Genomic DNA, 12,882 nt, shown 5'->3' with positions numbered 1-12,882 from the left:
ACTGCGACATAACTCACTCCGGCTTCGCCGCCGCCTCCCACAGCACTTCATTAATTTGCATCCGCCGCCCAATCAGTCGCGCGGCCACAAACAGCAAGTCCGACAGCCGATTCACATACGCCAGCCCAACCCCACCCAGCGGCTCGATGGCATTCAATTGCTGACACCGGCGCTCCGCGCTGCGCGCCTGCGCCCGGCATACGTGAGCTTGAGCCACTAGCAACGAACCGCCCGGCAAGATGAAGTTTTCGAGCGGCCCCAGCTCTTCATTCCACAGGTCGATAGCCGCTTCGAGCCGTTCCACCTCGGCCTGATTCAGCGCTTGGTATTGCGGCATCGCCAACTCGCCGCCGAGGTCGAACAGGCGGTGCTGACACGGGGCGAGCACGTCAATCACCTCGCTCAAACCTGGCCACATCACTTCATGCTCCGCCAGAGCGGCCAGCAACAAACCGAGCTGGCTGTTCAGGCTGTCCAGCTCGCCCATGGCTTCCACGCGCGGGTGGTCTTTGGGTACGCGGCGGCCGTCGGCCAGGCCAGTCTCGCCGGCGTCGCCGGTGCGGGTGTAAATCTTTGACAGGCGAAAGCCCATGACTCAGCTCACTTCAGGGTTGTCGGAAGGCGTTGCCAGGGGCAAGCGCAGGGTGAAGCAGGTGCCTTGGTCCAGCGCGGACTGCACCTCCATCTGCCCTTTGTGGTTGTTGGTGATGATGAAGTACGAAACCGACAGGCCCAAGCCGGTGCCCTGGCCGACCTCCTTGGTAGTGAAGAACGGCTCGAAGATGCGCTTGCGCACCAGCTCCGGCATACCGATGCCGTTGTCTTCTACTTGGATTTCCGCCCACGGCTCGACCAGTCGCGTACGCAATATGATGCGGCCCGGTTCCAGCAATGAACCGGGTTTGGCTTCGCGCTGGTGGATGGCTTGTGCGGCGTTCTTCAGCAAGTTCAGCAGCACCTGTTCCAGCTCGTTGGCGATGCCCGGCACCAGCCCCACGCTCGGGTCGAAGTCGCGTTCGATGTTCAGGCCTTTGAAGTCGAAGCCTTCGGTCAGGTCGAAGTCATTGCCGGCAATTTCTATCGCCTGGTCCAGCAATGCCGGCAGCTGGCACGGCGCCAATTGGCGGTTGCTCATGCGGCTGAAGCTGAGCATGTGCGAGACAATTTTCGCCGCGCGCGAGCCGGCTTGTTGAATGCCGTCGAGCAGTTGCGGCACTTCTCGGCCGTGCAGGTAGCGGTTAACGGTTTCCAGCGGCACGCCAACAGCCTCTGCCACTTCCTGGTTGCGAGGTAATTCGCTGGAAAGTCGGCGGCGAATGTTCTGCACGTTGTGCAAAATCGCGCCCAGGGGGTTGTTGATTTCATGGGCCATGCCGGCCGCCAAGCCGCCGACTGAAAGCATCTTTTCCGACTGCACCATCATTTCTTCCAGCGACAAGCGCTGGCTGATGTCATCGATACGGATCACCACGCCTCGGCCCGCGCCGCCCATTAACGGGTAGAACGTGAGGGCGTAATGGCATTTCGTGTCGCCCCGCGTCCACGTCACCCGCTCGATTTTCTCCACCGTGTGGCGCTCGGCGGTGCGTTTGAGTTGTTGCAGGTAAGGCTTGAGGGGCGGAAAGGCGAGAAACACCGGCTGGTTCAGCGCTTCGTCCAGACGTGTGCCGGAAAGTACGCTGGCTTCCTGATTCCACTGGCTGACATACAGCTGCTCATCCAGGGCGATCAGCGCGGATGGCATGGAGTCGATGATGCTGTTGAGGTAGTTCTGAAAACCGGTGAGTTTCTTCTCGATCTTGCTGCGAACCTGAACCTCCAGTTCCAACTTGCGGTTGGAATGGCGGGTTTCTTCGGCCAGGCGCTGGGCTTGGTCGAAGGCCATTTGCGCGTCGTCCCGGGCGCGCTTGAGCTGCTGCTCGCGGGCTTCGATGCGCGACAACATGGTGTTGAACGCTTCGGCCAGGCTGCCGATTTCATCCTGATTGCCACGGGCGGCGCGCAGGGCGTAGTTCTCCTCGCGCGTTACTTGCCGGGAGAGTTCTTCCAGACGCCGAATCGGCCGCGTGACCAGCCGACGGATTTGCCGCGCCACCAGCGACCACAGCAACACGCTGCAGGCCAGAATCACCAGGCTGGCCGTTAACGTGCCGGTGTAGAAAGCGCCGGGCAATTCGCTGGAGGCCACCAACAACAGATGGCCGGGCGGCTTGCCTTCTTGCGGCAATTCGAACAATTGGTTGGTGCGGAATTCGCCGTAGCGCCAAGTCGACAGCTGCTCGATGCGGCGCGGCAGATGCAGTTTGTCGCCATGTTCCAACTGCGCCAGGCGACGCCCGTCGCTGCCATACAGCGCGGCTGCGCGCAGCGGGCTGTAGCTGTCCAGGCGCTGCAGCAGGTCTTCGGCGGTGGCGCGTGAGCTCAACGCTTCGTTGCTCAGGGCGGGGGTGGACAGCAGCCGGCCCAACGTCTGCAACGCCTGCGGCGCCATGTTTTCCTGGGAGATCCAATACGCCGCGCTGATAAACGCGAGGTTGGCGACCAGCAGCACCGTGGTCAGCAACGCCAATAACGCCGCCAATAATTTGCGGCCGACCGAGAGGTTTTCCAGGCGCTTGCGCAGGGTCATAAGCCAAGGGTGCCTTCAGAAAGAGAGGTACGCAGGGTAGCGCCTGGCCGGTGACGGCTCAACGACTTCGACGGCTTGCCTTGGCGGCAGGGGTTTTAGTCGCGAGTCGGCAGGCACGCGGCGTAGCCATCGCGGCTAAAGCCGCTCCCACAAGAGGCCGCGGGTTAATCGATGGGTAGGCCTTTGTTCTGCAGTTCGTTCTGCAGACGCTCAAGCAACATGTGCAGATGCGGCGCCGGGCAGTTGTGGCGCTGCGCCACGGCGCACACATGGCCGAGCAGGTAGCTGATTTCGGTGCGGCGCTGCTGGGCGACGTCCTGGTGCATAGAGGAATAATTGGCCGCAGTGGCTGTGATCACGCGCTGCACTTCTTCGGCGAGATTTTCCGCCGCAGCCGGTTGGCCGCACAGATCGAGCAACTGGCTGAGTTCCGCGCAGAGCGTTGCCACTTCGGCAGGGTGTTCCAGCAAACCGCCGTTGCGGCAGTCGTGGAGCACGGTCAGCGGGTTGATGGCGCAGTTCAGCGCCAGCTTGCGCCACACGCGACTAAGGATGTCGGGCGTCCATTCATGGGAAATTTCAGCGCTTTGCATATCGGCCAACCAGCTCGGCGGCGTGGGATTGAGCGGGTCGCCCAGCCAGGTGTGACCATGGCCGGCAAATACCACCCGGAAATCTCCGTCGCGAAAGGCGCCCTCTGTGCTGGACGCCACGATGCAGCGCGCGCGGGGCAGGCGAGCCGCCACGGCGTCCTGGCTGCCCATGCCGTTTTGCAGCAGCACCACGTCGGTGTCGGCAGTCAGACGATGGGCCACGCTGGCAGCAGCGGCTTCGGCGTCATACGCCTTGCAAGCGAGCAACAACAGGCGGATCGGGCTGGTGTCGTCGACGCTCTGCGCCGGCACCGGGTACAGGCTGCTGAGCCCTTGCTCAACCAGCGTCAAACCGCCCGCCTGGCGGTAACTGGCCAGGCGTTGGCGGTTGCGCAGCAGGAGCGTGACCGGCACGTTGGCTCGGGCGAGGCGGGCGGCCCACAAGGTGCCCAGGCTGCCCGCGCCAAGAACGTGCCAGTGCATTTATTTGTACAGCGGCAAACGCAGCGCCGCGACACGGCCGCTGCCGTAGGCTTCGGGAAGCAAGCCGGCGGCGCGATCGATGAGTTCTTGCGGCTGGATGGGCAGCGCTTTGGCGTCCATGCCGACCAGGCTGATGCCGGCCTTGAGCGTGATAAACCCTTCGCTGGTCTTGAACGCTTTGAGGTTGAGGCCCTCGTGCAGGCGCTTGAAGCTGCTGGGCGAGCATTCCTGCAAATCTTCCAGCAGGGTCAGCAGGCCAAAGTGGTGGTCGTCCAGGCGCACCAGCACATCCAGCGGCCGCACCAGTTGTTGCAGGCGACGGGCAACGCCGTGCAGCAACTCGTTGTAGAAGGCTTCGCCGTACTGCTGGCGCAGGTTGGGCGCGTCTTGCAGGCCGATGAGCAGGTAGCACACGGCGCCGCCGCGCGATTCCACCTGACGGATGCTGTCCACCAGCATTTGCTGCAGGTAGCGCGGGTTGCCCAGCCCGGTCAGCGGGTCGACCAGGTTGCGTTCTTCGAGGCTGGAAATGTTCTGCGTGAGCATGCGGTTTTCCTGCAACAGACGCTGCAGGGTGTTGCACAAACGGTCGGCAGCGTACACGCGCGGCACCAACTGCTCGCTCATGGCCGACTTGCTGACGAAGTCGTCGACGCCCCGGTCGAAGGCCTCGCTCAATACGTTTTCGCCTTCTTTGCCGGTGAGCAGCATCACGTAGGTGTAGTGATCGGCCATTTCGTCGAGCTGGCGCACGCGGCCGGTGAGTTCAAGGCCGTCAATTTCCGGCATCAGCCAGTCGGCGAGCAGCACGCTGGCGGGACGTTCTTCCAACAGCGTCAAGGCCTCGAGCGCGCTGCTGGCGAAGCGCACATCGAGGTAACCGGCTTGGCTCAGGGCACGGCCGATCATGGCGCTGGAGAACTTGGCGTCGTCCACCACCAGGATGCTGAGATGGGGGTTGGGCATTGGCGAACTCGAGAGAAATAATAGAGGCGCCGGCTCATCGCCGGGCGGTGTTTGTATCGGCAGATATATAATGATCCGGCATTTTAACCGTCAAGCTTGGCGTGCACTGTCTGTAAGACTTATCGCGCCGTCTATCTGGAGATTTCCCATGCCCTCGTTCGACGTGGTGTCCGAACTGGACAAACACGAAGTAACCAACGCTGTCGACAACGCCGTGAAAGAGCTGGAGCGTCGCTATGACTTGCGTGGCAAAGGCACCTTTGAATTCAAGGAGCTGACCATCAACATCACCGCTGACGCCGAGTTTCAGCTGGAGCAGATGGTCGAGATTCTCAGACTCAGCCTAGTCAAGCGCAAGATCGATGTGCAGTGTCTCGAGCTGAAAGACGCTTACCCATCGGGCAAGAGTGTGAAGCAGGAAGCGGTTCTGCGCGAGGGCATCGATAAAGAGCTGGCGAAGAAAATCGTCGCCCACATCAAAGAAGCCAAACTCAAAGTGCAGGCCGCCATCCAGGGCGAGCAAGTGCGCGTGACCGGCAAGAAGCGTGATGACCTGCAAGAGGCCATCGCGGCGCTGCGTGCTAAAGAGTTTGGGATGCCACTGCAGTTCAATAACTTCAGAGATTAAGCTTTCTTAAACGGTGGCGATTGGGCGGCATTCTGCTTAGTCGCGATGCTCTTTTGATTTAAAAGCATCGCGGCTGAAGCCGCTCCCACAGGAAAAGCGCCGGGAATTGTTGGGAACCATCGCGCCTCTGGCAGCGTCGCAAAAGACGCAGCCGCTGTTTTTTATGACTGGCATCTGGGCGGTCAGGCAGCGAAGGAGGCGCTATGGATTTCGATGCACAACTGGATCACTTGGTCGATGCCTCGCAGGCATGGCTACCTATCATCATGGCCTACAGCGGCCGCGTGCTGCTGGCGTTGGTGGTTTTGGCGATTGGCTGGTGGCTGATCAATCGGGTCACCGGCAACCTCAGCGCGCTGATCGGCAAGCGCCTCGGCGACCCGGCCTTGCAGAGCTTCATTGGCACCCTGGCCAATATCATTCTCAAAGTGCTGCTGGTGATCAGCGCCGCGTCGATGATCGGCGTGGAGACCACCTCGTTTATTGCCGCCATCGGTGCCGCCGGCCTGGCGATTGGCTTGGCGCTGCAAGGCAGCCTGGCCAACTTCGCCGGCGGTGTGCTGATTCTGCTGTTTCGCCCGTTCCGCATCGGTGACTGGATTGAAGCGCAGGGCGTAGCGGGCACGGTGGATAACATTCAAATCTTTCACACCGTACTGCGCACCGGCGATAACAAGACCGTCATCGTGCCCAACGGCAGCCTGTCCAACGGCATCATTACCAACTACAACCGCCAGGCCACGCGCCAAATCATTTATGACATCGGCATCAACTATGACGCTGACCTGCAAGCTGCCAAGCGCGTGCTGACCGAGATGGCCGAAGACGAACGCGTGCTTAAAGATCCGGCGCCTGCGGTGGTGGTTGCGGGGTTGGGTGACAGCGCGATCAAGATGTCATTGCGCGTGTGGGTGAAAACCGCCGACTACTGGAGCCTGACGTTTAAATACAACGAAGAGATTCGTGATCGGTTGCAGGCGGCCGGTATCGAGATTCCGTTCCCGCAGCGGGTGATTCGCATGGTTCAAGAGAACGCTTGAGGTTGTGGGAGCGGCTTTAGCCGCGATTGGCCGGCGCTGGCGACGCAGGCTTTGAATCAAAAGCTCGAGACTAAAGTCTCTCCCACAAATGAGCAGTCCTATCAACTACGACGGTTTTTTCTTCCGTCACAACCGCCTGCGCTTCTTCCACTTCCGGCACTTTCTGGCTCGCCATGCGCTGCCACTGCCAGCAAATCAAAATCAACGTCGGAATGCCGAGCAGGGCGGTGATGAGGAAGAACTTGTGGTAGCCAACGTTCTCGACCATCACGCCCGAGTAGCCGCCGATCAAGCGCGGCAGCAGCAGCATGATCGAGCTGAGCAGGGCGTATTGGGTGGCGGAGAATTTGAGGTTGGTCAGACTCGACAGGTAGGCCACGAACGCTGAAGTGGCCAGGCCGGCGCTGAAGTTGTCGGCGGAAATGGTCAGGATCAGCATGTCCAAATTCGCGCCCATGTCGCTCAAGGCCATAAACATCAGGTTGGTGGCGGCCGATAGCACGCCGCCAATCAGCAGAATCGGCATGATGCCGAAACGCATGATCAGCACGCCTCCCGCCCCGGCGCCGAGCAGGGTCATCACCAGGCCGAACAGCTTGCTAACGCTGGCGATCTGCTCCTTGCTAAACCCTTGGTCGATGTAGAACACGTTGGCCATCACGCCCATCACCGTGTCGGACATCCGGTACGTCGCGATCAGCCCCAGCAGCAGCAACGCCTGCCAGCGATAGCGCTGCACGAATTCACTGATCGGCGTGACCACCGGCGCCATCAGCAGGCGGCCCGGTGCCGACAAACAGGCCATGGCGATCAGCACATACATCGTGCCGCGTGGCCAGGCGCCGCTGTTGAATGCTTTGGCAGCGGCGGCGGCGGTGACCAGGATGATGATTAGTACAATCATCGACACGGCTTGATGGACGAAGTCGAAGTTGGGAATCACCTTGCCGCGCGCCGCCACGATCAGCTGTTTACGCTGCTGGCTAAGCAGATCGCGCACGGGGGCAATCAAACGGCGGCCGGCGGGCATCAGGCATATGCCGAGGAAGATGGCGTACAACGCGGCGCGGGGCCAGGCGCGGTCGAGCAGGCCCGTAATCATGGCCGGCAGCGAGATCAGCATCACCAGCAAAATCAGTACGGAGTAGAGCTGGTCTTTGAGCTTGAAGCGCGAGGTGGTGGTTTGTACCGGCACGTCCACATGGGGTTCGCGCATCCACAAGGAGGTGAGCAAACCCGGCACCATCAGCATGGCGAACAATAGATAGGTGCTGGCCCAGGCGCCAAATTCGTAGGCGGTGGTGGTGGAGCCGAACCATTCGGCGAAATACAGCGCGCCGGCGGTGGCGAGCAGGGCGGCGACGCGGTAGCCGAGCATATAGCTGGCGGCCAGGGCGGCCTGACGGGTGTCGTCGGCGATTTCCAGGCGGTAGGCGTCGACAGCGATGTCTTGCGTGGCGGAGGCGAACGCCACCAGCACGGCGATGGCGACCAGCCAGGTGAGGTTGGTGCGCGGGTCGCACAGCGCCATGCCGATCAGGCCCATGGCGATGACAATTTGCGAGAGCACCAGCCACGAGCGGCGCCGGCCCAAGCGGCCGAGCAGCGGCAGGCGCCATTGGTCGAGCAGCGGCGACCAGATCCATTTAAAGGCGTAAGCGAGGCCGATCAGGCTGGCGAAACCGATGGTTTCGCGCGACACGCCGGCTTCGCGCATCCACACCGACAAGGTGGAGAACACCAGCATGTACGGCAGGCCTGCGGCGAAACCGAGAAGCAAGAGGGCCAGACTGGCCGGCGAAGCGTAGGCGGCGAGTGCCGCGCGCCAGGTTTTACGGGGCATTGGGCTGTGATCTGCCTGGGTTTAGCAAAACGTGGAGTGCCCAGTTGGCCAGGCCAAACTGGATGGCAAAAACAGGGCGCACTCTAACCGCTGTGCTCCATCGGGCGCCACCCATGGCGCTTTATATCCACGCGCTGATTGACCATCCGCACCCCTTCGGCGCGCAACCGCGCTCGTTGCTCCTCGCCCGATACGGTGCCGGCTGCCAGGCTCAGTCGGCCACCGGCGGCGACCACGCGGTGCCAGGGCAGGGCGCTGCCTTCCGGCAATTGGCTCAAGGTGCGACCCACCCACCGCGCCGCACGGCCCAGGCCCGCCAGCTCAGCCAGTTGGCCATAACTGACCACATAGCCCGCGGGCACTTGCGCCAACGTCAAGTACAGCGCGGCGCGCCGAGCTTCAGCGTTTTCGCCTGCCACATCGGCGGCGGCTGTCTTAGTGCTGTCTTCTTTCGCTGGCATGTTTTGACCTTACACAGAGCGGCGCATGGCGGGCAGCTTAACCGAGGGTTTTCGCGCATCAAACGTTGATGCCCTTGTGCCGCCCGTCTGGCCGTAGAACGTGCGCGCCGGCGTGCGCTGGCGTGAGCCTTGCTTTAGATTGCGCGGAACTTGCAGGACAGCCACCGGTCACTCCTTGCAGTGTTTTTTGGGCCAGCGGCTTTTTATCTTGGATAATGCCCGCCCTTCACATTTACGGAGCGGTAAATCTCCCCATGCGGTTATCCAACAAGCTGTCTTACGCCCTGTCCTGCGCCGCGCTCACGCTGGCTGCAACCCCTGCAATGGCCGACACCGTATGGTTGAAAAACGGCGACCGCCTCACCGGTACCATCAAGGTGTTCGACGGCGGGAAGCTGGTAGTGGAAACCAGCTATGGCGGCACCATTCCAGTGGACTGGAAACAGGTCAAAACCCTGGAAAGCGACCGTGAGCTGATGGTTAAGCAAGACGAATTCACTGGCGAGCGCGCCAAGTCGCTGCAAGCCGCCGAAGACGGCAAGGTCACGTTGATCAATGGCGAGGCGCCGAAGACGGTCGAGCTGGCCAGCATCGAGCAGATCATCAAACCCAAGCCGATCCTCGAAGACTTGGTCTGGAAGGGTAACGTCGACCTCGGGCTGGACTACAAACGCGCCGAGACCGACACCGACGATTACGACGTCGACTTTAAAACCACCGCCCGCCATGGCGCCTGGCGCCACAACGCCGAGGGTGGCTACAACCGTGAATCGCAAGACGACGTCACCACCACCAACAACTGGAACGCCGAATACGCCCTCGACCGTTTCCTGGATGAGCATTGGTTCTGGCAGGGTCGCTTGAGCTACAAGCGCGACCACATCGAAGACGTTTCCAGTCAGCGCACCATCGGTACCGGTCCTGGCTACCAGTTCTGGGACGACGAACTCGGCGCGTTCTCGCTGGCGACCTTGGTCAACCAGAACGACTACGAATACAGAGACGGCGGCAGCGACAACTTCTATTCGCTGGGCCTGAAGTGGGACTACAACCGCTACCTGGTCGGCAAGACCTTCGAGATGTTCAGCAACGGCGAACTGGGCAAGCCCATTGGCGGCGACAGCGAGTACGAACTCGATGCAGAAGCAGGCCTGCGCTACAAAGTCACCGACTGGGCTTCGCTTAACGTGAAGGCTGAGAAAAACATCGTAAGCGGCGCCAAAGATGGCGAAGTGGACGAGACCCGCTATAGCGTCGGGTTCGGTGTCGGCTGGTAATCGCCGTTTGCAGCAATCGCGGCTAAAGCCGCTCCTACAGAAGCACGCTTACCGTAGGAGCGGCTTTAGCCGCGATGCATTTGATCTTCGAGCTCGGCCGCTCCGACGAATACCGAGCGCAATAAAAAGCCCCGCATTTAGCAGGGCTTTTTTGTGAGGTCGCGTTGCGCTGATCTTCGAACCCAGCAGCCAATCGATCGATTACAACCGCATGCCGCCGTCGAGCTCCAGAATCCGCCCGGTGTAGTACTCGTTTTCCAGAATGTAGGCCACCGAGTGCGCGATCTCTTTCGGCTGGCCCAGACGCTTGAGCGGAATGCCCGACGTCATTCTTTCCAACGCTTCGGGTTTCATGCTGGCGACCATTTCGGTCTCGATAAAGCCCGGTGCCACGCCCGCGACACGAATGCCGTAACGCGCCAACTCTTTGGCCCACACCACGGTGTCTGCCGCAACGCCGGCCTTGGCGGCCGAGTAGTTGGCCTGGCCCATGTTGCCGGCGCGGGAGATGGAGGAAATGTTGACGATCGCGCCCTGGTTTTTCAGCTCGATCATTTTGGCCGCCACTTCACGGGTACACAGGAAAACGCCGGTCAGGTTGACGTCGATAACCGACTGCCACTGCGCCAGGCTCATCTTCGACAGCTCGCCGTCTTTCACTTTGATAGTCAGGCCATCGCGCAAGATACCGGCGTTGTTGACCAGGCCGTTGATGGCGCCGAAGTCGTCAGCAATCTGGCCCACGGTGTGGATCACTTGTTCTTCATTGGCCACGTTGCAGATATAGGCTCGGGCATCGCCACCGGCTGCTTTGCAGGCGGCAACGGCTTCATCGAGGCGTTCCTGATTGAGGTCTACCAGCGCCAGCTTGGCGCCGCGTGCTGCCAGGTATTCGCCCATGGCGCGGCCAAGGCCTTGACCACCGCCGGTAATCACGATGACTTTGTCTTTCAGTTCCATAACCACATCCCCAAAAAGTAGATTGAGCGCGCGCACCTTTTATAGGTGCCGCTGCCAACCGGATACGTTGTTCCCCGCTGATGCGCGCAACCGTTAAGCTGGGCACCTGTCCGTCTTCAATACGAATTCTCGACGAGGAGTCATAAGGTGAGCGTGAAAGTCGGCAAGCATGCCCGAGAATTGCTACTCAAGGAATACCGTGGGGCGCTCTCCACGTTGTCCAAAGCCATGCCCGGCTACCCGTTCGGATCAGTGGTGCCGTACTGCCTGGATGCCAATGGCCACCCGCTGATTCTCATCAGCCGCATCGCTCAGCACACCCACAACTTGCTGGTGGAACCCAAGTGTTCGCTGCTCGTGGGCGAGCGCGGCGCCGAAGATATTCAAGCCGTCGGCCGCCTGACGGTGCTGGCGCAGGCCCGCAAAATTACCGATGAGGCGGCTACCGTCGCCGCGGCCGCACGTTACTACCGTTACTTCCCGGAATCGGAGGGTTATCACCAGGCCCACGATTTTGATTTCTGGGTGCTGGAGCCGGTGCGCTCGCGCTATATCGGCGGCTTTGGTGCCATTCACTGGCTCGATGAAGTCACGCTGGCCAACCCCTTCGCCGGTGACATTGAGCTGAGCATGGTCGAGCACATGAACAGCGACCATGCCAGCGCCATTGCCCATTACGTTGAGCTGGCCGGGCTGCCCAGGCATGTGCCCGCCGAGTTGGCCGGCATCGACAGCGAAGGCTTTCACCTGCGCATCGGCCAAGGCCTGCATTGGCTGGCGTTTCCAACATCCTGTAACACTGCGCTGGAAGTGCGCCAGGCCTTGGTAGCGCTGGCGCGGGCCGAGACCTGGCCGGCTGCCGGGCAAGAATCTGCTTGAATTAAAAGCCACGCAGCACAACCTAAATCCCTCCGGCGATAAAACGCTCGCGGGTTAAGCGAATCGCCGCCCGGCCGTCCTACAGGAACCCCATTGATGCGTGCTTTTCTGTTTTTGTTTTTGCTGTTCCCGATTATCGAACTGGCGGTGCTGATCAAAGTCGGCAGCGCCATTGGCGTGCTGCCCACGCTGTTGTTGGTCATCGGTAGCGCGGTGCTGGGCAGCGTGTTGCTGCGCGTGGCCGGCGTGGCCACCGCATGGCGGGCCCGTGAGCGTCTGGCCCGTGGCGAATTGCCGGAACAGGAAATGCTCGAAGGCTTGCTGATTGCCGTCGGCGGTGGCCTGCTGCTATTGCCGGGTTTTATCAGCGATATTTTCGGTTTGCTGTGTCTTATTCCGTTCACGCGCCGGCTGATGGTCGGCAAGCTTCGCCAGCGCGCGGCAGAGCAGGCGTTGCGTCAGCGTGCCTTCGCCGATGACCTCGCTGCGCGATCCGGCCAGGCTCGCCCGAACGTGATCGAAGGCGAGTTCGAGCACCGCGATCCGAAGTGAAAGCCGCGCGAGTGAGCGCTGCCCGCAGCGCTCATTGTCTGGCGCAAACCGTGTAAAAAATTTTCACCCCCGCCCTTGTAATCCCTTTCCCCGCCCCTATGTAGTGGTCACCGCAAGGTCTCTGTCGGTTTTACGACAGTCAGTCTTCCGCGTGGCCGCGTTGCGGCTCGCGACCGGCCACGCCGGATAGCAAACAACCAGCCGGTGGATAAACCGGCGGCTTTAAACCACCTTACTTGGGAGAGATCGACAATGAAGCTTCGTCCTCTGCATGACCGCGTCGTCATCCGTCGCAGCGAAGAAGAAACCAAAACCGCTGGTGGCATCGTTCTGCCGGGCTCGGCTGCGGAAAAACCGAACCGTGGCGAGATCCTCGCTGTCGGCGCCGGCCGCGTGCTGGACAACGGCGAAGTGCGCCCACTGGCCGTTAAAGTCGGCGACAAAGTGGTGTTTGGCCCGTACTCGGGCAGCAACACCATCAAGGTTGATGGCGAAGACCTGCTGGTCATGAGCGAGAACGAAATCCTGGCTGTTGTTGAAGGCTGATTTCCCGCTCCGTTGCTACCACTTG

At 61.1% G+C, this 12,882-nt stretch carries 12 protein-coding genes and 1 pseudogene; 6 read left to right on the top strand and 7 right to left on the bottom strand.

From position 1 onward, the window contains the following. Window positions 1-13: 13 nt before the first annotated feature. The 4 genes and pseudogenes from ACZZZP_RS18460 to ACZZZP_RS18445 all read right to left on the bottom strand — a co-directional run. Window positions 14-592 (bottom strand): cob(I)yrinic acid a,c-diamide adenosyltransferase, encoded by a 579-nt coding sequence (locus ACZZZP_RS18460; protein ID WP_463383697.1) that lies wholly within the window; start codon window positions 590-592, stop codon window positions 14-16. A 3-nt stretch (window positions 593-595) separates the two neighbouring features. Next, a complete protein-coding gene (locus ACZZZP_RS18455; RefSeq protein ID WP_463383696.1) occupies window positions 596-2,629 on the bottom strand; it encodes a sensor histidine kinase in 2,034 nt (677 codons plus the stop codon). 164 nt (window positions 2,630-2,793) lie between these two features. Beyond that, window positions 2,794-3,705, bottom strand: a complete 912-nt coding sequence (locus ACZZZP_RS18450) for a putative 2-dehydropantoate 2-reductase (protein ID WP_463383695.1) — start codon at window positions 3,703-3,705, stop codon at window positions 2,794-2,796. Continuing rightward, a pseudogene (locus ACZZZP_RS18445) lies at window positions 3,706-4,713 on the bottom strand (GGDEF domain-containing response regulator); the annotation flags it as partial. It lies immediately after the preceding gene. Window positions 4,714-4,819: 106 nt separating this feature from the next. Between ACZZZP_RS18445 and ACZZZP_RS18440 the strand changes: the two are divergent. Together ACZZZP_RS18440 and ACZZZP_RS18435 are read left to right on the top strand one after the other, a co-directional pair. Further along, on the top strand, window positions 4,820-5,299 hold the full coding sequence (locus tag ACZZZP_RS18440) for a YajQ family cyclic di-GMP-binding protein (RefSeq protein ID WP_122494240.1): 480 nt from the start codon (window positions 4,820-4,822) through the stop codon (window positions 5,297-5,299). A gap of 203 nt (window positions 5,300-5,502) precedes the next feature. Then, complete coding sequence (locus ACZZZP_RS18435; RefSeq protein WP_463383694.1) at window positions 5,503-6,339, top strand: mechanosensitive ion channel family protein; 837 nt, start codon at window positions 5,503-5,505, stop codon at window positions 6,337-6,339. 70 nt (window positions 6,340-6,409) lie between these two features. On the opposite strand, the gene ACZZZP_RS18430 is transcribed toward ACZZZP_RS18435, so the two are convergent. Both ACZZZP_RS18430 and ACZZZP_RS18425 read right to left on the bottom strand, forming a co-directional pair. After that, entirely contained in the window at window positions 6,410-8,182 is a 1,773-nt protein-coding gene (locus ACZZZP_RS18430; protein ID WP_463536754.1) for an AmpG family muropeptide MFS transporter, read from the bottom strand. A gap of 83 nt (window positions 8,183-8,265) precedes the next feature. Further along, the gene (locus tag ACZZZP_RS18425; RefSeq protein WP_463383692.1) at window positions 8,266-8,643 is read right to left on the bottom strand and encodes an MGMT family protein; all 378 of its coding nucleotides are present in this window, start codon (window positions 8,641-8,643) and stop codon (window positions 8,266-8,268) included. Window positions 8,644-8,897: 254 nt separating this feature from the next. Between ACZZZP_RS18425 and ACZZZP_RS18420 the strand changes: the two genes are divergently transcribed. Then, on the top strand, window positions 8,898-9,920 hold the full coding sequence (locus ACZZZP_RS18420) for a DUF481 domain-containing protein (RefSeq protein ID WP_463383691.1): 1,023 nt from the start codon (window positions 8,898-8,900) through the stop codon (window positions 9,918-9,920). 201 nt (window positions 9,921-10,121) lie between these two features. On the opposite strand, the gene ACZZZP_RS18415 is transcribed toward ACZZZP_RS18420, so the two are convergent. Then, window positions 10,122-10,880 (bottom strand): SDR family oxidoreductase, encoded by a 759-nt coding sequence (locus tag ACZZZP_RS18415; protein WP_122494230.1) that lies wholly within the window; start codon window positions 10,878-10,880, stop codon window positions 10,122-10,124. A gap of 147 nt (window positions 10,881-11,027) precedes the next feature. Here ACZZZP_RS18415 and ACZZZP_RS18410 point away from each other — a divergent pair, with 147 nt between their 5' ends. The 3 genes from ACZZZP_RS18410 (at window position 11,028) to ACZZZP_RS18400 (ending at window position 12,857) form a co-directional block, all read left to right on the top strand. Beyond that, the gene (locus tag ACZZZP_RS18410; protein WP_463383690.1) at window positions 11,028-11,759 is read left to right on the top strand and encodes a HugZ family pyridoxamine 5'-phosphate oxidase; all 732 of its coding nucleotides are present in this window, start codon (window positions 11,028-11,030) and stop codon (window positions 11,757-11,759) included. A gap of 96 nt (window positions 11,760-11,855) precedes the next feature. Then, on the top strand, window positions 11,856-12,311 hold the full coding sequence (locus ACZZZP_RS18405; RefSeq protein WP_122452476.1) for an FxsA family protein: 456 nt from the start codon (window positions 11,856-11,858) through the stop codon (window positions 12,309-12,311). Between the two features lie 252 nt (window positions 12,312-12,563). Continuing rightward, a complete protein-coding gene (locus ACZZZP_RS18400; protein ID WP_108098537.1) occupies window positions 12,564-12,857 on the top strand; it encodes a co-chaperone GroES in 294 nt (97 codons plus the stop codon). The last annotated feature ends 25 nt before the right edge of the window (window positions 12,858-12,882 follow it).

This window comes from Pseudomonas sp. AC211, from assembly GCF_979258055.1.
This window is presented reverse-complemented; position numbering and strand designations above follow the sequence as displayed.